This window comes from Caballeronia sp. LZ034LL (assembly GCF_031451215.1).
Classification (GTDB): domain Bacteria; phylum Pseudomonadota; class Gammaproteobacteria; order Burkholderiales; family Burkholderiaceae; genus Caballeronia.
Genome location: NZ_JARUXR010000002.1, coordinates 978,268 through 998,698, shown reverse-complemented (window position 1 = coordinate 998,698; position 20,431 = coordinate 978,268). Strand labels below are relative to the sequence as shown.

The following is a 20,431-nucleotide window of genomic DNA, read 5'->3' as shown; positions in this document are numbered from 1 at the left end:
CGTCATCCTCATCGATGCGGGAAACGGAGAGTCTGGTGGCCAAATCCACAGTCACGCAATTCATGTCGGAATCGGACGCAGCAGCGGCGCGCGTCGAGGCGACTTATCACAAGGTCACCTGGCGGCTGATGTCGTTCATCTTCGTCTGCTGGGTGTTGAACTACCTGGACCGCGTGAACGTGAGCTTCGCGCAACTGCATCTCAAGCAGGATCTCGGCCTGTCCGATGCCGCCTACGGCCTCGGCGTCAGCCTGTTCTTCATCGGCTATATCTTGCTGGAAGTGCCGAGCACGCTGTGGCTCAAGCGGATCGGCGCGCGGCTGACGATCTCGCGCATCATGATCCTGTGGGGTGGCATCTCCACCGCGATGGCCTTCATGACCACGCCGATGCAGTTCTACATCGCGCGCATTCTGCTCGGTGCAGCGGAAGCGGGTTTCTGGCCCGGCATCATCCTGTACCTGACCTACTGGTATCCGGGCGCACGGCGTGCACGCATCACCTCGCGCTTCCTGCTGGCGATTGCGGCGGCGGGGATCATCGGCGGGCCGCTGTCGGGCTGGATCCTGCATAACTTCGTCGATGTGCTCGGCTTCCGCAACTGGCAATGGCTGTTCTTTCTCGAAGGCCTGCCCGCGTTGCTGATGGGCGTGGTGGCGTTCTTCTATCTCGTCGATCGCCCGCAGGACGCACGCTGGCTCGACGACGAACAAAAGCGGATCATCCTCGATGCGCTCGCCGCCGACCGTGCCGAGAAAAAAACGGAAAAGCACACGCGCCACCAGTTGCTGGTCGCATTGAAGGATCCGCGCGTGTATATCCTCGCGGCGGGCTGGGGCACGGTGCCCCTATGCGGCACGATCCTCAACTACTGGACGCCGACCATCATTCGTCAGGCCGGCGTATCGGACGTGCTCAACGTGGGCCTGCTGTCCGCGTTGCCGTACATCATCGGCGCGCTTGGCATGTTCGCGGTGGCGCGCAGTTCGGATGTCACGCTCGAACGCCGCTGGCACTTCTTTGCCTGCACGGCCATTGGCGCATTGGGCGGCTTCCTGTTGCCGGTGCTGTCGGGTAACACGGCGGCCGCGATCATCTGTCTCGGCATGATCTCCATTTCGTATTTCGGCGCGGCGGCCATCATCTGGTCGATTCCGCCGGCCTATCTCTCCGACGAAGGCGCTGCTGCGGGCATCGGCGCGATCAGTTGTCTCGGCCAGGTCGGCGCATTCTGCGGGCCTATCGCGCTCGGCTGGATCAAGACCATGACGGGCAGCCTGGCGATCGGGCTTGCGGCCATCGCGGCGATCGTGATGCTCGGCGGGCTGGCGGTGCTGATCGGCGTGCCGGCGAACACGCTGCGCGAGCACGCGGAAAAGCTCTCCTGACGTTCCGTTTTTTTGCGGCAGCACAGCGTCTTCGTCTTGAAGGCGCCGTTTTTTTTGCAACGGCGCACCAGTAAAAAATGACGCGTTCAGGGAAAACCCGCTTGCCCTTAAATGATTAGATATCTAACATAAAGACCATGGAGATCAGCAAGGGAGCAGGTGCAATGAACGAGTCGGCGAACCACGAACTGTCATTCAGGACGCTCGTGGTGACGAAGAAGGAGTGCGTGGCGCAAGGCATCTTCCGTTTCGAGTTGCGCGAAGAGGCCGGGCGCGAGCTGGCGCCGTTCACGGCGGGCGCGCACCTCACGGTGCGGGTGCCGAGCGGGGCGAACCGCAACTATTCGCTGTGCGGCGATCCCGCCGAAACCGACCGCTATGTGATCGCCGTGAAGCGCGAAGCAGCCGGTCGCGGCGGCTCGGTGAGCATGGCGGACAAGGTAGAGGAAGGCGCGCGCATCGAGGTCTCGGAGCCGCGCAACGAGTTCGGATTGAGCGAGCGCGCGCGGAGCTTCGTGTTTGTCGCAGGCGGCATCGGCATTACGCCGATTCTTTCGATGATGCGTCATCTCAAGGCCACGGGCGGCCCGCGCTTCAAGCTGTATTACGTGTCGCGCAGCCCCGAAACCACGGCGTTCCTCGATGAACTCTCGAGTGAGGAATGGCAGCCGCATGTGGTGGTTCATCACGATCACGGCGACCTCGCCCAGGCCTTCGACTTCTGGCCCGTTTTCGAAAAGCCCGGCAGCGGAGCACACGTCTACTGCTGCGGTCCGCGCGCGCTGATGGATGGCGTGCGTGACATGACGGGTCACTGGCCGACCGGCAGCGTGCATTTCGAAAGCTTCGGCGTGGATCAGTCGCGCGCGGCGGAGAACACGCCGTTCAACATAAAACTGGAACGGACCGGTCGCAGTTTCGCCATTCCCGCCGACCGCTCGATTCTCGAAATCCTGCGCGACAACGGCATCCGCGCGCCGAGTTCCTGCGAGAGCGGTACGTGCGGTTCGTGCCGCACGAAGCTGTGCGCGGGCGTGGCGGAGCATCGCGACATGGTGCTCGGCGAAGACGAGCAGCACGACCAGATCATGATCTGCGTGTCGCGCGCCCGGAGCGAAGAACTCGTGCTGGATCTTTGAATTCATCCCCATTGCATTGATTGCAGATACGCAGGTCAGGAGAAGCGCAAATGCTTACGCATGAAGAAAACGAATTGCTGTGCCGCGTCGAAGGCGACGCGCCGATGGGCCAGTTGATGCGTCGTCACTGGACGCCGGTCTGTCTCATCGAGGAAGTGAGCGAGCCGGACGGCGCGCCGGTCAAGGCGCGGCTGTTCGGCGAAGATCTCGTCGTGTTTCGCGATACCGATGGCAACGTCGGCGTGATGGACGAATACTGTCCGCACCGCCGCGTGTCGCTCGTGTACGGACGCAACGAAGACTGCGGCCTGCGCTGTCTCTATCACGGCTGGAAGATGGACGTGAAGGGCAACGTCATCGAAATGGTCTCGGAGCCTTCCTGCAGCGACATGACGAAGAAGGTCCGCCACAAGGCTTATGAAACGAAGGAATGGGGCGGCTTCGTCTGGGCCTACATGGGCCCGCAGGACGCGATTCCCGCGTTCGTTGCGCCCGCGTGGGCGCCGACCGAGGACACGCGCGTGAGCATCGCCAAGGTCATCGTGCCGTGCAACTGGGCGCAGATTCTCGAAGGCGCGATCGATTCGGCGCACAGCTCGAGTCTGCATTCGTCGGACTTCGTGCCTGCGCGCGTGGGCGGCGCGGAAGCCACCGCGAAGAACTGGCTGCGTCCTTCGACGGACAAGGCGCCGCGCCTGCAAGTGCATCGCACGAGCTATGGCTTCCGCTATGCCGCGCTGCGCCGTCCCATCCAGAACGCCGCGACGCATGACTATGTGCGCTCCACGGTGTTCGTCGCGCCGGCCACCGCGCTGATTCCGCCGAACAACCTCTACAACGTCGCGAACATCAACGTGCCCTGCGACGACACCAGCACCGCTTTTTATTTCATGGCGTGGGGGCATCCGGACAAGACGCCGGAAACCGAAACATGGCGCAAGTTTCTCGGGCAGCAGGTGGGCGTCGATCTGGATGCGACATACCGGCCGCTGCGCAATCACGACAACCGCTTCTGGCAGGATCGCGAGGCGATGAAGAACGGCAACTTCACCGGCATCAAGGGCTTCCCGAATCAGGACATCGCGATGTGGGTGACGATGGGTCCGATCGCCGATCGTACGGAAGAAAGGCTCGGCGCCAGCGATGTGGCCGTGGTGGAATTCCGCCGCCGCATGCTCGACGCGCTGCGGGAATTTCAGGCGGGCAAGGCCGGTATCGGTACGGGTGAGCAGGCGATTCCGCGCCACGTGTGCTCGTTCCAGGCGATGGTGCCGAAGGACACCGACTGGAAGCAATATCCAGCGCATCCGGTGTGGATCGAGCCCGCTGCGGAAGCGGCGCCGGAGCTTGAAACAAACTATCAGGTGCAGGTCTGATGGAGCCGCTGCGGCTTGGCATCGCAGGACTCGGGCGCGCGTTCTCGTTGATGCTGCCCACCTTCCTCGCGGATCCGCGCGTGCGTCTGGTCGCGGCATGCGACCCGCGCGAGACGGCGCGTGCGCAGTTCACCGCCGACTTCGATGCGCCCACCTTCGCCGATATCGAAGCGCTCGCGCGCCGGACGGACATCGATGCGCTGTACATCGCGAGTCCGCATCAGTTTCATGCAGCGCATGCGCGGGTGGCGGCGCGGTATGGCAAGCATGTATTGGTCGAGAAGCCGATGGCGCTCTCGCTTGCTGAATGCGACGCGATGATCGACGCATGCCGTGAAGCGCACGTGCATCTGATCGTCGGTCATTGCCATAGCTTCGACACGCCGTATCTGCGCACGCGCGAACTGATTGCATCGGGTGCCTTCGGCGACGTGAAGATGATCCAGGCGCTGAACTTCACCGACTATCTGTACCGGCCGCGCAGGCCCGAGGAATTGCAGACGGAAGAGGGCGGCGGCGCGGTGTTCAGTCAGGCGGCGCATCAGGTCGATATCGTGCGAATGCTCGCCGGAAGCCGCGTGACGCGCATTCGTGCAGCGGTCGGCCGATGGGACGCCTCGCGTCCGACCGAAGGCGCCTACACGGCGACCTTGTGGTTCGAGAACGGGGCGTTCGCGACGCTCTCCTACAACGGCTATGCGCACTTCGATTCCGATGAATGGACCGGCTGGATCGGCGAGATGGGGCAGACGAAGCACGCCGCGGACTATGGCGCTGCTCGCCGCAAGCTGGCTCGTGTGCAGTCGCGGGATGAAGAGGCGCAGTTGAAGGCTGCGGGGACGTATGGCGGCGCCGCGTATTCGCCCACTCGTTCCGAAGCACGCTGGCATCAGCACTTCGGCCCGCTCATCGTCTCTTGCGAACGGGGCGACTTGAGGCCGTTGCCGGACGCCATCGCCGTGTATGGCGACGAGCGCTGCGAACGCATCGCGCTGGATGCGCCACAGGTCCCGCGCGCCGAAGTCATCGACGAACTGATCGCCGCCGTGCAGGGCGATGTCGCGCCGCTGCATGACGGAGTGTGGGCGCGCGGCACGCTGGAAATCTGCCTTGCCATGCTGCGTTCGAGCGCCGAACAGCGCGACGTACTCATCGGCGACGAGACGCTTACAACACAGGAACATTGAATATGAGCAAGCTCAATCTGTCGGTTGCAGTGGGCAACTACGACCGCATGCGGCCGCTGGTGGATGGCGAAGTGCAGATCGACGGCGTCGATCCGGTGTTCATGCTGCAAGACCCGGAAGAGATCTTCTTTCGCGCATTCCGTCACGCGGATTACGACATCTGCGAACTGTCGCTCTCCAGTTACAGCGTGAAGACGGCGGCGGGCACGAGTCCGTATATCGGCGTGCCGGTGTTTCCGTCGCGCGCGTTTCGTCATACGTCCATCTATGTGCGCAATGATCGCGGCATCGATACGCCTGCAGATCTGAAAGGTAAGCGCATCGGCGTGCCCGAGTATCAATTGACCGCCAATGTATGGGCGCGTCTGTTTCTCGAAGAAGACCACGGCGTCAAAGCGTCGGATGTGACATGGGTGCGTGGCGGTTATGAAGAGACCGGCCGTGAAGAAAAGATCACGCTGAATCTTCCCGTCGATGTACGCCTGGAGAACGCGCCGTCGAACGCGACCATCACGGGTATGCTGGCATCCGGTGAAATCGATGCGGTCATCGGTCCGCGCGCGCCGTCATGTTTCACGAACGGTCATCCGAACGTGAAGTATCTTTACGACGATCCGCAGAAAGCCGCCGCCGACTGGTACACGCGCACGAAGCTGTTTCCGGTGATGCATCTGCTGGGCGTGCGGCGCACGCTCGCCGAGCGGCATCCGTGGCTGCCGGGCGCGGTGGCCAAGGCGTTCGAGAAGAGCAAGGCAGTAGCACTTGCAAAGTTGAGCGACACGTCGGCCACGAAGGTGACGTTGCCTTTCGTCGAGGAACAGTTGAGCAATGCGCGCCGCTTGATGGGGCATGATTTCTGGTCGTATGGGTTCGCGCCCAACCGGCATGTGTTGTCGCGCTTCCTGCAGCGGCATCATGATGAAGGGCTGTCGAGCCGGCTGCTGCAACCGGAAGAACTGTTCCATCCCGCGACGCTGGAGAGCTTCAAGATCTGATCGGAGGGTGTCCATGAAAGTCGAAGGGCAATGTCATTGCGGCGCGATCGCCTATGAAGCCGACGTCACGCCTGGCACCGTCGCCATCTGTCATTGCGCGGACTGCCAGACGCTGACCGGCTCGGCGTTTCGCGTGAACATCGCCGCGCCGGCGGAGAGCTTTCGCATCCTCAGGGGCGAGCCCAAACGCTATCTGAAGACCGCCGACAGCGGCGCGCGCCGCATCCACGCGTTCTGTGCCGAGTGCGGCGGGCCGGTGTATTCGTCGGCGGAAGAGAACCCTGCTTCTTATTCGTTGCGAATAGGCGCGCTGAAGCAGCGTTACGAACTCGGCGTGCCGAAGCGGCAGTCGTGGACCCGGCGACGCTTCGACTGGCTCCCGGATATCGGCACGGCGGAGGCTTTCGAAGGGCAGCCTTGAAAAGACAAACCTCTATTGCGTCCGCGTCGATTCGTGCTCATGCTCTCGTGACCGACATGCACGACCTGACACGGAGACGTGAATGAGCAAAGTAAAAGTTGCCGGCTTCGGCGTTTCACTCGATGGCTATGCTGCGGGCCCCGCGCAGAGCCTGGACCATCCGCTCGGCGTGCGGGGCCACGAAATCTTCCAGTGGTTCTTCCCGACGCGCACCTTCCGCGCGATGCAAGGCAAGGACGATGGCGAAACCGGTCCCGACGACAGCTTCGCCCACCGCGCCATGGATAACTTCGGCGCCTTCATTCTCGGCCGCAACATGTTCGGACCGGTGCGTGGAGAATGGCCCGACGATCAATGGAAAGGATGGTGGGGCGAAGATCCGCCTTATCACGCGCCCACGTTCGTGCTGACGCATTACGCGCGGCCTTCCATCGAGATGCTGGGCGGCACCACGTTTCACTTCATCACCGGCGGGATCGATGAAGCGCTGCAGCGGGCCCGCGAAGCGGCGGGCGCACGGGACGTCAAGATCGGCGGCGGGGCTTCCACGGTGAAGCAGTACATCCAGGCGGGCCATGTGGACGAGATTCATCTCGCGATGGCGCCGGTTGTGCTGGGCGCCGGAGAACCGCTCTTCGACGGACTGGATCTCCATGCATTGGGATACCGGACCGTCGAACATGTTCCGACCGAGCGCGCCACTCATATCGTCCTGATGCGCTGAAGACCGCCGCGCTCAGATCACCACGTCGTTCGAGAAGGCCGAGGCGAACGTATTCAACGCCTCGATCAACGCGGCATCGCCTGCCGTCGTGGCCGTGCGCAGACGCGTGACATCGCCACTGAGGGACTCGACGAAACCGTGCAGCGAGTCGTTGGTCATCGCGATGCCTTCATGCCGCTCGAAGAACGCCGAAGCCTTCTCCGCGAGCAGGATCAGCGCGGCGGCATCGCCACCGGGCTGACGGGCGCCGTCACGGCATTGCAGCGCGAACTCGCGGATATCGGTCAAGCCGAGACCCCGTCGCGAAAGCGATGCCGCTGCCAGTTCCAGGTTCATAGTTCCTTCTCCAAAGATGAGGCGTCGCGTCATGCGACCAGTCAGGCGAAGGCGTTGATGCTTTCATACAGCAGCGCCACGCCGTCCATGAAATCGACGAGACGCATGGCCTCGTCGGGATTGTGCGAACCGTTCTGGTTGCGCACGAAAATCATCGCGCTGCGAACGCCGGCTGCGGCGAACATGGCGGCGTCGTGACCCGCTCCGCTCGGCACGTGCGGCGCCGGCAGGTTCAGTGCCTGCGCATGCTGTTCGAGCAAGCCGATCCAGCCCGCATCCATGTGCGCGGGCGCCGTCTGCAACAGCGCGCCCGTTTCGAAGCGCACGCCATGCGATGCAGCCGTGTCCGCGAGCGTGCGTTCGAACACGTCGAGCACTTGCGCCAGCGCGTTGGGGTCCGCGCTGCGTGCTTCGAAACTGAAATCGACTTCGCCTGGAATGCGCGAGATCGCGTGCTGTTCCGCGCGCGTGCCGAACACGCCGCACGTGATCACCAGGTCCGCGCCCTCGGCGAGCGCGCGCTTCCAGTACGCATCGAGCGCGCTGACCACGTGGGCCGCCGCGAACACCGCATCGTGACGGCGTTCGCGCGGCACCGCGCCCGAATGACCCGGCTCGCCGATACAGCGCACATTGCGATAACGCACGTTGCCGCGTATCGACGGCACGATCGCGACCGCGCGTTGTGCATCGTCGAGCAGCGCACCCTGTTCGATATGCAACTCGATATAGCCCGCGACGTCGTTCGCGTCGAGCAGCACTTCGCCCGCCGCGATGGCCTCCACATCGGCGCCTGCTTCGCGCATGCAGGCCGCGAGCGTCTCGCCTGTGGAGCGCTGCTGCGCGCCCAGTGTCGTATGCGGCAAGCGGCCGAAGAGCGCGCTGGAGCCGATATACGCCTTGCCGAACCACGCGCTTTCCTCGCCGCGCAGCGCGAGCACGCGCAGCGGATGCATCCCTTGCTGTCCTTCGTCGCGCTGTCGCATCAGGCACAGCAGGCCCGCGATCACGCCTGCGAGGCCGTCGAAGTTGCCGCCCTCCGGCACGGAGTCCATGTGCGAGCCGCACAGGATGGGCCGCGTGCGTGCGTCATCGGGATGCGAGAAGGTGACGTTGCCCGCGCGATCGACATGTGCAGCGAAGCCTTGCTCCTGTGCGAATGACGTCAGCAAGTCGAGCGCGCGGCTCTCGCCCGTGCCGTAGGATGCGCGCGTCACGCCACGACCTTCAGCGGTGGCTTTGCGCACCGTGTCGAAGAGATGCTGCGCAATGCGCGCGTATTCAGTCGATGCCGTCATGCGAGTGCGCTCATGCATCGTGGGCCGCTGCAAGGAACTGGCGCAGTTCGTCGGTGCGCGGCTGATTGAAAAGCACGTTGGGGGTGCCGCTTTCATGAATGCGCCCCTGATGCAGGAACACCACGCGGTCGCAGACCTCGCGCGCGAAGCGCATCTCGTGCGTGACCATCACGAGCGTCATGCCGCCCGCCGCGAGTTGCTTCATCACGGCGAGCACTTCCTGCACGAGTTCCGGATCGAGCGCGGAGGTGATCTCGTCGCACAGCAGCGCCTTGGGCGACATGCACAGCGCACGCGCGATCGCCACACGCTGTTGCTGCCCGCCGGACAGTTGATCGGGATAGGCATCGAACTTGTCGCTGAGGCCGACGCGCTCCAGTTGCAGGCCCGCTTGCCGGCGTGCTTCGGCGGGCTTCATGCCGAGCACGATCATCGGTGCGAGCATCACGTTGCGGCCAATGCTCAGATGCGGAAACAGATTGAACTGCTGGGAGATCATGCCAACCTGAAGCCGCAACTGCTTGAGCGCGGCGGCGTCGTCGGACAGGGGCGCACCTGCCACATCGATGCGGCCGCCATCGATGCTCTCCAGTCCGTTGATGCAGCGCAGTAGCGTGCTCTTGCCCGAGCCGCTTCTGCCGATCAGCGAAATGACTTCGCCGGCGCCGATGTTCAGATCGATGCCCTTGAGCACTTCGTGACCGCCGAAGCGCTTGGTGACCTGGTCAATTGCGATAAGGGGCATTGAAATGCTTCTCCAGATGACGGCTCAGCGCGGACAGCGCCGAGCACAGCAGGAAGTACATCAGCGCAACGAGCCCGAAGGTTTCGAGCGGTCGGAAGGTCGTGTTGCTGATCATCGTGCCCGCCTTCGTGAGTTCGACGAAACCGATGATCGACGTGACGGAGGTGTTCTTGACGATCTGCACGCAGAAGCCGACCGTCGGCGCGACGGCGAGTCGGCAGGCCTGCGGCAGCACGATATGACGGTATTGCTGCATGCGTGTCATCGCCAGCGAAGCGGATGACTCCCACTGTCCGCGCGGCACCGCTTCAATGCAGCCGCGCCAGATTTCAGCGAGAAACGCCGCCGACCACAGCGACACCGCCAGGCCTGCCGCGAGCCACGCGGGCACGTCGAAGCCGAACAGCGCGATGCCGAAGAACACGATGAACAGCTGCATCAGCAGCGGCGTGCCCTGGAACAGTTCGATGAAGCCGGCCGCCGCGCCGCGCGGCAGGCGTGCGGGCGTCAGGCGCAGCCACATGATCGCGAAGGCCAGCGCGCCGCCGCAGACGAAGGCGACGCACGAGAGCGCCACGGTCCAGCGCAGCGAGGCGAGCAGCACGCGCAGGATGTCCCACAGAGTAAAGTCCATGGCGGCTTATCTCGCGGGGCGCGCGGTCACGAAGCGCTTGCCGAGCGTGCGCAGCGCATGGCGCAGCGCGAGGGCGAGCAGCAGATACGTGAGCGTTGCGGCGGCGTAGGTTTCGAATGAACGGAAGGTGCGGCCCTGGATGAAGTCCGCCACATGCGAGAGGTCCATCAGCGCGATCTGCGAGCAGACGGAAGTCGTCAGCATCATGATGATGAACTGGCTGGTGAGTGCGGGCCATACCTTCTGCAATGCGGGCCGCAGCAGCACGTGACGGAAGGTTTGCAGACGCGTCAGCGCGAGACTCGCGGCGGCTTCATGCTGGCCGCGCGGCGTCGCTGCAATCGCGCTGCGCAGGATCTCCGTGCCGTAGGCGCCGAAGTTGATCATCACGGCCAACAGCGCGGCCTCGACGGCATCGAGCCTGACATGCAGTTGCGGTAAGCCGAAGAAGATGAAGAACAGTTGAATCAGGAACGGCGTGTTGCGGAACACCTCCACATAGGCACGCGTGATGCCGCGGGCCCACGGCTTGCCTTCCGCATGAATCCACGCACCGGCGATGCTCAGCGCGAAGCCGCCAAGGCCGCCGGCGATGCTGACTGCAAGCGTCATTGCCACGCCCTGGGCGAGCAGGGGCAGATACGGCGCAATGGCGCCGAAGTCGAATTGATAGGACATGGTCTGAGGCTATCCGAAGCAGGATGCGGCGGAAGGGCGCTTCACTGCCTCATGCAACGCGTGGGAAGCGGATGAGGCAGCGGAGTGCGTCAGGGTTTTGCGTCGAGCGGCTGCTTGAGCCATTGACGCGACAACGCGTCGAGCTGGCCGCTGGCCTTCTGTGCCGCGAAGACGCTGTTGACGGCGGCCAGCATGGCGCTGTCGCCCTTGCGCACGGCGGCGCACACCGGCGAATCGATCAGCAGGAGCTTCTGTGCGAAATGCTTCTGCGGATTGTCGGCCAGCAGCTTCGCACCGACGATGTTGCCCGTCGCGAGATATTCGGTCTGCCCGGAGAGGAAGGCCGCCACGGCCGAACTGTTGTCCTGATAGCGCGAGAACAGCGTGCCGGCCGGCGCGTTCTTCGTGATGAAGAGGTCTTCCTGCGAGCCCGTCACCACGCCGATCTTCTTGCCCTTCAGGCCGCCGACGTCCGTGAGTGCATCGGCTTGCGGACCGAACACCGCCGTGTAGTACGGCGCGTAGGGCGAGGTGAAGTCGATCACTTCGGCGCGTTGCGGATTCTTGCCGAGGTTCAGCACGAGATCGACCTTGTTGGTGACGAGGAACGGAATCTTGTTGGCCATCGTCACCGGCACGATCTGTAGCTTCACATGCAGCGCGGCGGCAGTCAGCTTCGCCACTTCGACATCGTAGCCGTGCAACTCCATGTCGCTGCCCACCGAGCCGAACGGCGCGTAATCCTGCGGCACCGCGACGCGGATCACACCGGTCTTCTTCACGGTGTCGAGCGTGTCGGCATGCGCGGCCGGGGCGTGGCTCAGCAGCGCCATCGCGCCGGCAACCGACAACATGGCCGCACCCAGGCGGCGCTTGAACGTAGCGGTGAAACTCATCGTGCAGACTCCGGAATGGACTTCAGGAAAGCGTGGAAGGCTTCGTCGAATACGGCGGGGGTTTCCAGCATCGGCGAATGGCCGCTGTCGGTCATGGCGGCGAGCGTGCTGTTCGGCAGGCCATCCAACAGGCGCTGCGCATGCTCCATCGTGCGGCCGCTGTCGTGCGCGCCCCAGACCACCAGCGCGGGAAGCTGCACGCCCGGCAGATGCGGGCGCATGTCGGTCTCGATCAGCGAAGACTGGATGTCGATCATCGCCGTCAGCGGCGCGGCCTTGGCGCGCTCCACGTAGCCGTCGAAGAACGGTTGCGGCAGTTCGCGGAACCAGTGCGCGCTGATCTCGCGCATCGTTTCGATGCCGTCGTTCTCCAGTTGCGCGAGCAGCGCGCGGCCCAGCGCGTGATTGGTCATCGACGGACCCGTGCAGACCAGCACGATGCCGCCGAGCTTTTCCTGATAGCGCACGGCCGTCATCTGGGTGACGACGCCGCCCATCGAATGACCGACTACCACCGGCCGCTCCAGTTCGAGCCGGTCGATGAAGGCCGCCACGCGGCGCGCGAGCGCTTCGATGGTGAAGCCATCGGGCGGCGCATCGGAGCGCAGGAAGTTGTCGATGGCGAGACCGCGATATCCGGGCGGCAGCGCGTCGATGGTGCGTTGCCAGAGTTCGGACGAGCTGCCGAAACCGCCATGCAGGAAGATGACCGGGCGGCCTTCGCCACCGCTGTCGGTGTAGTGAACGCGGGCGCCGTCGAGTCGGATGATGGGCATGAAGTGCTCCTGGTTGGATGGAGCGAGTATCGGGCGGCAAAACCAGCGGGCCAACGCTCATTTTTATGATTTGACGCATATTTATGGCGCATGTAACTTTTTTGAGTCACGGACCACCACTAAAAAACGGAACGCATGGAGAGTTTTCGCGCCATCGGGGAGCGCCTGAAATGGCATCGCCAGCAATTGAAGATGACCGCCGATGAAGTCGCCGAGGCCATCGGCGTCTCGCGCGCGCTGCTGCACCGGTATGAAGCGGGCAACATCGTCAAGCTGGAAACGCTCGAAAAATTCGCGCGGGTATATGGCATGTCGCCGAGCACGCTGCTCGGGCTCGGCGCCGAATACCTGACCGATGGGTTCCGCTTTTTTGAGCGGGTCGCGAGTCTGGAAGAGAAGGCGGACCGGGTGTCAGTGGTGTTCGGGCCGCTGATCTACGTGCTGAGTTCGGCGGGTTACGACCGCTCGCTCGCGCGCAGCCTGCACGATCCGCAGGACCTCGATCCGCTCACGCCCGCCGAAGGCAAGCGGCTGTTGCAGGTGCTGGAGCGGCGCAAGGCGATCTTCCGTTTCCGACAACCGGCGATGGTCAACATCGTTCCGTTGAGCAGCATCGAACGCTATCTCGCCAATGGACTCGCGGTGACGGCCGACAAGCCGTATGCGGAGCGCGCCGAACTCAGGCGCGAGGCCGCGCGCGAGATCGGGCACATGGCCGACCTGATCGCCTCGCCGCCGATGCATGTTCAGATCGGCCTGACGACACAGCCCTTGCCCACCTCCGGCTATCAGATCATCCATGCGGAAGGGCGGCGGTATCTCGTGAACAGCCCGTTCCGGATCGGCCAGCCAACCAACCTGCGCTATGGCGTGGGCACCATCACGGAAGATCCGGAGGCGCTGGCCAAGCACGATCATCTGACGGGAACGCTGTGGGGCAGCGCGTTGAAGGGCGGGCAGGCGGTGCATGAGCTGCACCGGCTCATCAAGAAGTATTCGGATTGAATGTGATGCCTTGCGGGTGAGGACGGTTCGCGCGTGCATCGCCTTGCAAGGACGCGAACCGCCTCCGGCATGATGCCCATCAGTAGTAGCGCCAGTGTCCTGGTATCCAGCGGCCATAAGGCCCATAGTGCGCAGGCACCCATACATAAGGGGGCCGCGCCACGACCGCTGGCGCAACCACCACAGGCGCGGGCGGTGCGACAACCACAGGCGCCGGCGGTGCGACCACGACCGGCGCGGGCGGAGCCGCCGTCACGACGGTGGCCGGCGCCACCACAGGTGCGGTCTGCGCGGGCGTCACGGTCGTATCGACAGCGGTGGATGCCGCCACGGGCGCGGCCGTTATGGGGCCGACCAGCTGGCCACCGGGCGTGTCGTACACAGCGCACCCGCCCAGTGCTGCGCCCAGACCGAGCGCGGTGATTACAAAAAGAGTTTTCAAGATTTCGCCACTCCAGCGATAAACAGTCGAGCCAGCCTCTTCGCGAGGTCCGGCGGCATGCACGCGTGCGTCAGAACCGATTGGCCCGATCATCTCCAGTGCCCCGGGATCCAGCCGCCGTAAGGACCATAGTGCGCCGGCACCCATTGCGCGGCAGGCACGGGCTCGACCACACATCCGCCGAGCATTCCGGCCAACAAAGTCGAGGTGACGAGTAATGCGAATAGCTTGTTCATCTGAGTTCCAATGCAAATAAAAAATACGGTGTGGTCAGTTTTTGCGCCCTTGCCCGGCTTACCACCGGCGATAGCCCCGGTGATAAACGACCGGCGCATGCCATCCGTAGTAATGCTCATGCCATCCGTAATGCGGATGCCACCATCCCCAGCCGGCGCCGACGTGATAGCGCCACAGATAGCCGGGGGCCGGCGCCACGCCCACGGGCGCGATATAGGCCACGCCCGCTGGCGCGACCACCGGCGGCGGGGCGACCACGACAGGAGGCGGCGGTGCGACGACGACAGCCGGCGGCGGCGCCACGATGACCTGCGCCTGGGCATTGGAAAGATAAAAAGCGCCTGCAAGCGCGAGGAGGGTGACGGTGGCTTTCATGATCGGTTGAACCTCGTAGGACGTCTTCGACTTGATTTGCGCAATCACATTTACGGGCGATACGTTTTTCGAAACGGTGGTGAGCCGTTCCAAAAAAAACCGCGCGCAAACATGACCTCAGCCAATCGTGCGTATTACCTCGAACAGCAATTTCGTCGGCAATGGCTCTTTAACGTGGCTGTGCTTTGCGATCCGTCGCGTCCGTCAGGGCTTTCGTGTAACGGAATATTTTTCGCCGATAAATAGCGGAATGCGTTTCGAAAATTGATACTCTGGAGGAGGGAAGAACTTCGGAATGGAAACGATTGGAACGCGCGCTTACACAACCGCTCATGAAGCGGTCGCACCAAAGTTCGCGGGCGCTCGTGTCTTCAGCGGCTTTGCGGGTCGAGGAGGAGCTGCATCAGCATCTCGTCGTGCAAGCGTCCCTCGGCGAAGATCGCATTGCGTTCAGGGCCGAACTGCTCGAAGCCGAGCGATGCATAGAGCCGTATCGCGGCCGCATTGTCTGCATTCACGGTCAGGTTCAACTGGGTGATGCCCGGCGTTCGTTGCGCAAAGGCGATGGCTTCGCGAGAGCAGGCTTCGGCTGACGCTTTTGCCTCGCATGTCCTGTGCGACATACACGCCCCAGACGAAAGCCTTGTGGCTCAACTTCCGAAGAGTCTCGCGCTTCACGCCTGCAATGCCGATCAGGCGCGATCCTTCAAAGATCGAGGCACAGATCGACAAGCTGCCATGGTCCCGCTGGGGCGCGCATCTCGAAGGCGGTGCGAACGGCCTCCGCCGCGTGCATTTCCTGCTGCCTGTGCTGGCCGCCATCGGGCTGCTGCTGTGGGCGCTGGTCGGTACCTCGCCGCTCGCGGGGCCCGGCCAGTTCGGCTTCTTTGCCGTGCTGATCGGCGTGGCGCTGGTCATCCGCCGCATTCCCGGACGCATGCCGGTGCTGATTCTCGCGGGCATCGCGCTGCTCGTCACCGCGCGCTATGTCTGGTGGCGCAGCACGCAGACGCTCGACTTCCGCACGCCGGGCGAAGCGGTGGTGGGTTACGCGCTCTTCGCCGCCGAAGCCTATACGTGGATCATCCTGCTGTTCGGCTTCATCCAGACAGCCTGGCCGCTCGATCGCAAGGTGTCGATGCTGCCCGCCGATCCCGCTCTGTGGCCGAGCGTCGACGTCTATATCCCGACATACAACGAACCGCTTGCTGTCGTGAAGCCGACGCTGTTCGCGGCGCAGGGCATCGACTGGCCGGCGGACAAGTTGCGCATCTATCTGCTCGACGACGGCCACCGGCCCGAGTTCGAGGCGCTCGCGCGTGAGGCGGGTATTGGCTATCTCACGCGCGACGACAACCAGCACGCGAAGGCGGGCAACATCAACCGCGCGCTGGCGAAGACGCAGGGCGACTACATCGCGATCTTCGATTGCGATCACGTGCCCACACGCTCCTTCCTGCAAGCGACGATGGGCACCTGCTTCGCGGATCCGGCGTGCGTGATGGTGCAGACGCCGCATCATTTTTTCTCGCCCGACCCGTTCGAGCGCAATCTCGGCACCTTCCGCCGCGTCCCGAACGAAGGCAGCCTGTTCTATGGCCTCGTGCAGGCCGGTAACGACCTGTGGAACGCGACCTTCTTCTGCGGTTCGTGCGCGGTCATCAAGCGCGCGCCGCTGGAAGAGGTGGGCGGCATCGCCGTGGAAACCGTGACGGAAGACGCGCATGCGGCGCTCAAGCTGCACCGGTTCGGCTATACGACGGCGTATCTGCCGACCGTGCAGGCCGCCGGTCTCGCCACCGAATCGCTCGCGAGCCACATCAAGCAGCGCACGCGCTGGGCGCGCGGCATGGCGCAGATCTTCCGCATCGACAATCCGTTCATCGGGCGGGGCCTCGGCTTCTTCCAGCGTCTGTGCTACGGCAACGCGATGCTGCACTTCTTCTACGGCATCCCGCGCCTGATGTTCCTCACCATGCCGAGGTGGTACCTGTTCTTCCAGGTGTACTTCATCAACGCGGCGGCGACCACGATTGCCGGATTCGTGCTGCCGTACATCGTGATCGCCAACATCGCGAACTCGCGCATGCAGGGCAAGTACCGACATTCGTTCTGGGCCGAGGTGTATGAGTCCGTGCTGGCGTGGTACATCGCGCTGCCGACCACCATCGCGTTCTTCAGCCCGAAGCACGGCAAGTTCAACGTGACGGACAAGGGCGGTCGCATCGACCAGACCTATCTCGACTGGGCAATGAGCAAGCCGTACCTGATCCTGCTCGGCCTGAACGCGGGGGCGATGGCCTTCGGTCTCTACCGCCTCGCCTTCGATGCCGGCGACGAAGCCGCGACCATCCTGATGAACGTTTTCTGGACGCTCTACAACCTCGTGATGCTGGGCGCGGCAGGTGCGCGTCACGCACCGCATCGCGATGAACATGCCCGCCACGCTCGTGCTCAACGACGGCAGCACGGTCGCGTGCCGCACGAGCGATCACTCGACGGGCGGTCTCGGTTTGGTCGTGGAACCTCGCCGCTCGCGGGGCACGGCACGCTGGCGAACTGGCATGCGCAACGCGCGCAGGTGCCGGGGCCGGTCGCGCTCTACTACAACACCATCAGCCTGCACGACGGCAACAAGCTCCCCAACAGCAGGCTCACGAGCCTGGAGTCGTATCCGGTGCGCGTCAACAAGCTGATGAGCGACTTCGACCGTTTCGCCGATCTGATCCAGCAATCGGGCCGGCGCGCAGTGATCCTGTTCGTGCCCGAACACGGTGCGGCCCTGCGCGGCGACAACAATCAGGTCGCCGGCCTGCGCGAGATTCCGACGCCTTCCGTCGTGCATGGACCGGTGGGCGTGCGTCTGGTCGGCTTCACGGGCAATCATGGGCCGACCACCGTCGTCGATCAGCCGACCAGTTTCCTCGCGGTTGCGCAGTTGCTGTCGAACCTGGTGTCGAACAGCCCGTTCAAGCCGCGCGTGACGCTCTCGCAATACGCGGCCAATCTGCCGCAAACGCCGATGATCGGCGAGAATGAAGGCACCGTCACGATGAAGACGGCGAACGACTATGTCGTGAAGACGCCGGACGGCGTATGGCTGGAGCAGAAATGAGCGATGCGTTGCAGGGCGCGAAGCCGCCGCGCGGACAGCATGACGTTGCGGCGCTGGCGCACGAGCTGGAAGGGCTCGACGCCGCGCGTTATATCAATGCCCAGGCCGATGATGAATACCGCGCGGCGCTGCGACGCTGGACGACGCTCGCGCGGCTGATGGGTCTCGCGCCCGCGCAGGGCGCTGCGAACCACGAAGCGCCGCTTGCTGCGCTCAGTACCGCCAGGTCAGATTGACACTGCCATTGATCGGCGCGCCATACGTGCCATAGCTGTATTCCGTCGTGGCCCAGTACTTCCGGTTGAGCGCGTTGTTCAACGTGCCGGTGATGGTGAAGTGGCGGTTCACATCGTAGCGGGCCATCAGATCGAGTTCGACATACGAGCCCTGATAGGCGGTGCCAACACCTTCCTCCACATAACGTGTGGCGCTCTGCCAGCGCACGCTGCTGCCGAGCATGAGCTTGTGATCGAGCCAGGGCAGCCGGTATGTGGTCGAGAGATGCGCCGACTTGCGCGGCACGAACAACTGCGTGGATTGCCCGGTGTTGTCGTAGACCCGCAGGATGGTCGCGCCCGCGCTGACGTTCCAGTCATGCGTCAGTTTCCCGGCAATCTCCGCTTCGATGCCTTGCGAGGTCGCGTCGCCCGCCGAGTAATAGTAGTTCGCCGTGTCCGGATTGAAGCCGGCCTGCGTCGCGATGTTCGACTGGTGAATCCGATACACCGTCAGCGAGGTGTTCAGGCGGTTGTCGAGGAACGCGCCCTTGATGCCTGCTTCCACGCTGCGTCCGCGCGCCGGACCGAGCAACTGGTTGTTGACGTCGAGATCGGTCTGCGGATTGAAGATCTTCGTGAAGCTGGCATAGGCAGTAATTTGCCGCGTCAGATCGTAGGTCAGGCCGATATAGGGAGCCGAGCCTACCGATTGCTGATTGTAGCCCGCGCCGTCCGAACTGCCGCTGCTGGCGGCCTGCGTATAGTTGATCCCGAGAAGCAGATGCGCGCGGTCCGTCAGGCTCCAGCGCGACGATGCATAGAGCGAGCGGCGCACGTCGAGATAGTTGACGTGCGACGTCGCGGCGCCAAAGGACGGCTCCGGATAGGTGCCCGCCAGCAGGTCGGCGTAGGCGACGGGCACGCCGTCGCCATCGCCTTCAGCGGACGGATTCGAGAACTGCGAGCGCGAGAAGTTGGCGCCAAACACGAGGTCATGCGTGCGGCCGAACAGATCGATCTTGCCCGTGACGTTCGAATCCAGCACCAGCTGATGGTTCGACGACACATACGACGACGTGTACGAATTGACGCCGGAGCCGTCGGCGTTCAGCGCACCGTACGGATAGAAGAATTTGGCGTTGTTGTAGATGTCGTTGTAGTTGACGGTCGTCTTCCAGGTCCAGCGCGAACCGAGTTGCTGGCTCAGTTCGGCGAAGGCCCGCTGTTCCTGCGTGTTGAAGTAGGCCCATTTCGGCGCCATGCTCGCGCCGACGCCGTAGCTGAGCTGATTGCCCGCTGCATCGAGCAAGGGCAGGCCGCCCCAGCTCGCGCCCTTCAGACGGTTCGACTCGTAGCTGAAGCCCACGGTGGCGAGCGTGCCCGGCGTGAGGTTCGCCTCGACGACGCCGTAGACGATATCCTTGCTCGGCTGCAGGCGGTCAGTCCAGGAATTGCCGTCCTGATGCACCGCGACCAGACGGCCCGCCACCGTGCCGGCCTGATTGAGCGGACCGGAGAGATCGAGGTCCACTCGTTTCGTGTCCCACGATCCATACGACACGTTGCCTGATGCCTGGAACTGGTAAGTCGGCCGCTTGCGGACGAAGTTCACCGTAGCCGACGGGTTGCCCGTCTCCGCATTCAGTCCATCCGCGCCCCGCAATACCTCGATGCGGTCATACAGTGCCGTGTCGATGTCGCCATACTGCGACGTGTATTCGAGCGGCGTGCCGACGCCGTCGAATTGCAGGTTCGTGATGTGAAAGCCGCGCGACATGAAGTCGGTCGCATACGAGTCGTACGGCTCCACGGTCACGCCTGTCACGTGACGCAATGCATCGTTCACGCTGTTCAGCTGGAAGTCGTTCATCTCGGCGCGCGTGAGCACGGATACCGATTGCGGCGTTTCCTTCGGTGCGAGCGCAATCCTGCTGCCTGCCGTGGTCGAGCGGATCGTATAAGCGCCGGTCTTTTCGGTGGGCGGCTGCACGTTGTCCGCGTTTGCCGTCACGCTCACGGCAGGCAAGGTTGCATCCGTGCTGCTGGCTTGAGTCGGTGCGGCGGGCGCTGCATGGCGAATGATCACCGTGCTGCCTTCCGTGTCCGCGACGAGCGGGCTGCCGTCAAGCACGCGTCCAAGTGCCTGCGACACGGTCATGCGTCCTGTCACGGCAGGCGCAATGCGGTTCGCCACCAGCGAAGGCTCGACCAGCATCTGCACGCGGGCGGTGCGTGCAAGCTGGTTCAAGGCGCCGCCGAGCGGTTGCGCCGGAATCGCGAAGTCGAAGCTCGCGGGAGCGGTTGCGGCGGACGGTGTTTGAGCGCGTGCGTCGGACGCATTGAACGACGCGACGGCAAGAACGACGGCCGCCGTGATGGCGGTCAGCGGAAGGCGAGGGTGCAGCATCAACGACATCTCCAACGGTAATGAATTAAAGGCACTACC

At 63.7% G+C, this 20,431-nt stretch carries 21 protein-coding genes and 1 pseudogene; 11 read left to right on the top strand and 11 right to left on the bottom strand.

Going from position 1 to position 20,431, the window contains the following annotated elements; translation table 11 throughout:
- The first annotated feature begins 62 nt into the window (after window positions 1–62).
- From QCE83_RS19055 to QCE83_RS19025, 7 genes are all read left to right on the top strand, one after another.
- Window positions 63–1,388, top strand: coding sequence for an MFS transporter (locus QCE83_RS19055; RefSeq protein WP_309815477.1), 1,326 nt, complete (start codon window positions 63–65; stop codon window positions 1,386–1,388).
- A gap of 164 nt (window positions 1,389–1,552) precedes the next feature.
- Window positions 1,553–2,527 carry a PDR/VanB family oxidoreductase gene (locus QCE83_RS19050; protein ID WP_309814239.1) on the top strand — a complete coding sequence of 325 codons (975 nt, stop codon included), beginning with the start codon at window positions 1,553–1,555 and terminating at the stop codon, window positions 2,525–2,527.
- A gap of 50 nt (window positions 2,528–2,577) precedes the next feature.
- Entirely contained in the window at window positions 2,578–3,903 is a 1,326-nt protein-coding gene (locus tag QCE83_RS19045; protein WP_309814236.1) for a Rieske 2Fe-2S domain-containing protein, read from the top strand.
- A complete protein-coding gene (locus QCE83_RS19040) occupies window positions 3,903–5,090 on the top strand; it encodes a Gfo/Idh/MocA family oxidoreductase (protein ID WP_309814233.1) in 1,188 nt (395 codons plus the stop codon). Before QCE83_RS19045 ends, QCE83_RS19040 begins: the two co-directional genes overlap by 1 nt.
- Before the next feature lie 2 nt (window positions 5,091–5,092).
- Window positions 5,093–6,085, top strand: a complete 993-nt coding sequence (locus QCE83_RS19035) for an ABC transporter substrate-binding protein (protein WP_309814230.1) — start codon at window positions 5,093–5,095, stop codon at window positions 6,083–6,085.
- Window positions 6,086–6,098: 13 nt separating this feature from the next.
- Complete coding sequence (locus QCE83_RS19030) at window positions 6,099–6,506, top strand: GFA family protein (protein WP_309814226.1); 408 nt, start codon at window positions 6,099–6,101, stop codon at window positions 6,504–6,506.
- 82 nt (window positions 6,507–6,588) lie between these two features.
- Window positions 6,589–7,230 carry a dihydrofolate reductase family protein gene (locus QCE83_RS19025; RefSeq protein WP_309814223.1) on the top strand — a complete coding sequence of 214 codons (642 nt, stop codon included), beginning with the start codon at window positions 6,589–6,591 and terminating at the stop codon, window positions 7,228–7,230.
- A gap of 12 nt (window positions 7,231–7,242) precedes the next feature.
- Here the strand turns inward: QCE83_RS19025 and QCE83_RS19020 are convergent, their stop codons facing one another.
- The 7 genes from QCE83_RS19020 to QCE83_RS18990 all read right to left on the bottom strand — a co-directional run bounded on the left by QCE83_RS19020 (window position 7,243) and on the right by QCE83_RS18990 (window position 12,593).
- Window positions 7,243–7,566 (bottom strand): hypothetical protein, encoded by a 324-nt coding sequence (locus QCE83_RS19020; RefSeq protein WP_309814220.1) that lies wholly within the window; start codon window positions 7,564–7,566, stop codon window positions 7,243–7,245.
- Between the two features lie 41 nt (window positions 7,567–7,607).
- Complete coding sequence (locus QCE83_RS19015; protein WP_309814218.1) at window positions 7,608–8,864, bottom strand: hydantoinase/carbamoylase family amidase; 1,257 nt, start codon at window positions 8,862–8,864, stop codon at window positions 7,608–7,610.
- Between the two features lie 10 nt (window positions 8,865–8,874).
- Window positions 8,875–9,609 carry an amino acid ABC transporter ATP-binding protein gene (locus tag QCE83_RS19010; RefSeq protein ID WP_309814215.1) on the bottom strand — a complete coding sequence of 245 codons (735 nt, stop codon included), beginning with the start codon at window positions 9,607–9,609 and terminating at the stop codon, window positions 8,875–8,877.
- The gene (locus tag QCE83_RS19005; protein ID WP_309814212.1) at window positions 9,590–10,243 is read right to left on the bottom strand and encodes an amino acid ABC transporter permease; all 654 of its coding nucleotides are present in this window, start codon (window positions 10,241–10,243) and stop codon (window positions 9,590–9,592) included. Before QCE83_RS19005 ends, QCE83_RS19010 begins: the two co-directional genes overlap by 20 nt.
- A gap of 6 nt (window positions 10,244–10,249) precedes the next feature.
- Entirely contained in the window at window positions 10,250–10,921 is a 672-nt protein-coding gene (locus tag QCE83_RS19000; RefSeq protein WP_309814209.1) for an amino acid ABC transporter permease, read from the bottom strand.
- Between the two features lie 89 nt (window positions 10,922–11,010).
- Window positions 11,011–11,817 carry a transporter substrate-binding domain-containing protein gene (locus tag QCE83_RS18995; RefSeq protein ID WP_309814207.1) on the bottom strand — a complete coding sequence of 269 codons (807 nt, stop codon included), beginning with the start codon at window positions 11,815–11,817 and terminating at the stop codon, window positions 11,011–11,013.
- Window positions 11,814–12,593: an alpha/beta hydrolase gene (locus tag QCE83_RS18990; protein ID WP_309814205.1), complete on the bottom strand. Its 780-nt coding sequence runs from the start codon at window positions 12,591–12,593 to the stop codon at window positions 11,814–11,816. Before QCE83_RS18990 ends, QCE83_RS18995 begins: the two co-directional genes overlap by 4 nt.
- A 135-nt stretch (window positions 12,594–12,728) precedes the next feature.
- Between QCE83_RS18990 and QCE83_RS18985 the strand changes: the two genes are divergently transcribed.
- Complete coding sequence (locus QCE83_RS18985) at window positions 12,729–13,598, top strand: helix-turn-helix transcriptional regulator (protein WP_309814203.1); 870 nt, start codon at window positions 12,729–12,731, stop codon at window positions 13,596–13,598.
- A 79-nt stretch (window positions 13,599–13,677) separates the two neighbouring features.
- Here QCE83_RS18985 and QCE83_RS18980 read toward each other — a convergent pair whose 3' ends face one another.
- From QCE83_RS18980 to QCE83_RS18970, 3 genes are all read right to left on the bottom strand, one after another.
- The gene (locus QCE83_RS18980) at window positions 13,678–14,040 is read right to left on the bottom strand and encodes a hypothetical protein (protein ID WP_309814200.1); all 363 of its coding nucleotides are present in this window, start codon (window positions 14,038–14,040) and stop codon (window positions 13,678–13,680) included.
- A gap of 294 nt (window positions 14,041–14,334) precedes the next feature.
- The gene (locus QCE83_RS18975) at window positions 14,335–14,652 is read right to left on the bottom strand and encodes a hypothetical protein (RefSeq protein WP_309814198.1); all 318 of its coding nucleotides are present in this window, start codon (window positions 14,650–14,652) and stop codon (window positions 14,335–14,337) included.
- 371 nt (window positions 14,653–15,023) lie between these two features.
- On the bottom strand, window positions 15,024–15,182 hold the full coding sequence (locus QCE83_RS18970; protein ID WP_309814195.1) for a GNAT family protein: 159 nt from the start codon (window positions 15,180–15,182) through the stop codon (window positions 15,024–15,026).
- A gap of 155 nt (window positions 15,183–15,337) precedes the next feature.
- Between QCE83_RS18970 and bcsA the strand changes: the two are divergent.
- The 3 genes and pseudogenes from bcsA to QCE83_RS18955 form a co-directional block, all read left to right on the top strand.
- A pseudogene (gene bcsA, locus QCE83_RS18965) lies at window positions 15,338–17,180 on the top strand (UDP-forming cellulose synthase catalytic subunit); the annotation flags it as partial.
- Complete coding sequence (bcsG, locus tag QCE83_RS18960; protein WP_309814192.1) at window positions 17,129–17,767, top strand: cellulose biosynthesis protein BcsG; 639 nt, start codon at window positions 17,129–17,131, stop codon at window positions 17,765–17,767. The pseudogene bcsA and the gene bcsG, both read left to right, overlap by 52 nt.
- Complete coding sequence (locus QCE83_RS18955) at window positions 17,764–18,003, top strand: hypothetical protein (RefSeq protein WP_309815556.1); 240 nt, start codon at window positions 17,764–17,766, stop codon at window positions 18,001–18,003. The genes bcsG and QCE83_RS18955 overlap by 4 nt, the downstream gene beginning before the upstream one ends.
- Here QCE83_RS18955 and QCE83_RS18950 read toward each other — a convergent pair.
- Complete coding sequence (locus QCE83_RS18950) at window positions 17,981–20,392, bottom strand: TonB-dependent siderophore receptor (protein ID WP_309814186.1); 2,412 nt, start codon at window positions 20,390–20,392, stop codon at window positions 17,981–17,983. The genes QCE83_RS18955 and QCE83_RS18950 overlap by 23 nt on opposite strands.
- Between the last annotated feature and the right edge of the window lie 39 nt (window positions 20,393–20,431).